At 68.1% G+C, this 574-nt stretch carries 1 protein-coding gene; it reads right to left on the reverse strand.

Annotation, left to right across the window (positions count from 1 at the left end; all coding sequences use genetic code 11):
* A partial coding sequence (locus IE277_RS46845) for a potassium-transporting ATPase subunit KdpA (protein WP_189960244.1) occupies nucleotides 1–574 on the reverse strand: 574 nt, incomplete at both ends.

Here is a 574-nt window from a genome sequence, read left to right on the forward strand (position 1 = left end):
CAGCGGCTTCTCGGTGCGCAGGGTGCCCGCGGTGACCGGGACCGGCGTCTGCTCGGCGAGCGAGCCGGCCAGCGCCAGGACGAAGATCATGGGCAGGAAGCGGCCGAGCAGCATCGCGAGCCCGGTCATGGTGTTGAACCAGTCGGTGTTCGCGTTCAGACCGGCGAAGGCCGAACCGTTGTTGTTCGACGCCGACGTGAACGCGTACAGCACCTCGGAGAACCCGTGCGCGCCCGAGTTGAGCATCGAGTGCGGCGGGGTCGGCAGGGCCATCGAGGCCGCCGTGAACACCAGCACCAGGGCGGGGGTGATGAGGATGTAGCAGGCGGCGAGCTTCATCTCGCGGCCGCCGATCTTCTTCCCCAGGTACTCGGGCGTACGGCCGACCATCAGACCCGCGATGAACACCGCGATCACCGCCATGATCAGCATGCCGTACAGGCCCGAGCCCGTACCACCGGGCGCGATCTCGCCCAGCATCATGCCCAGCATCGCGATACCGCCGCCGAGACCGGTGAAGGACGAGTGGAAGGAGTCCACCGCACCGGTCGAGGTGAGCGTGGTCGAGGTCGCG

It is taken from the genome of Streptomyces alanosinicus (assembly GCF_014650595.1).
Classification (GTDB): Bacteria; Actinomycetota; Actinomycetes; order Streptomycetales; family Streptomycetaceae; genus Streptomyces; species Streptomyces alanosinicus.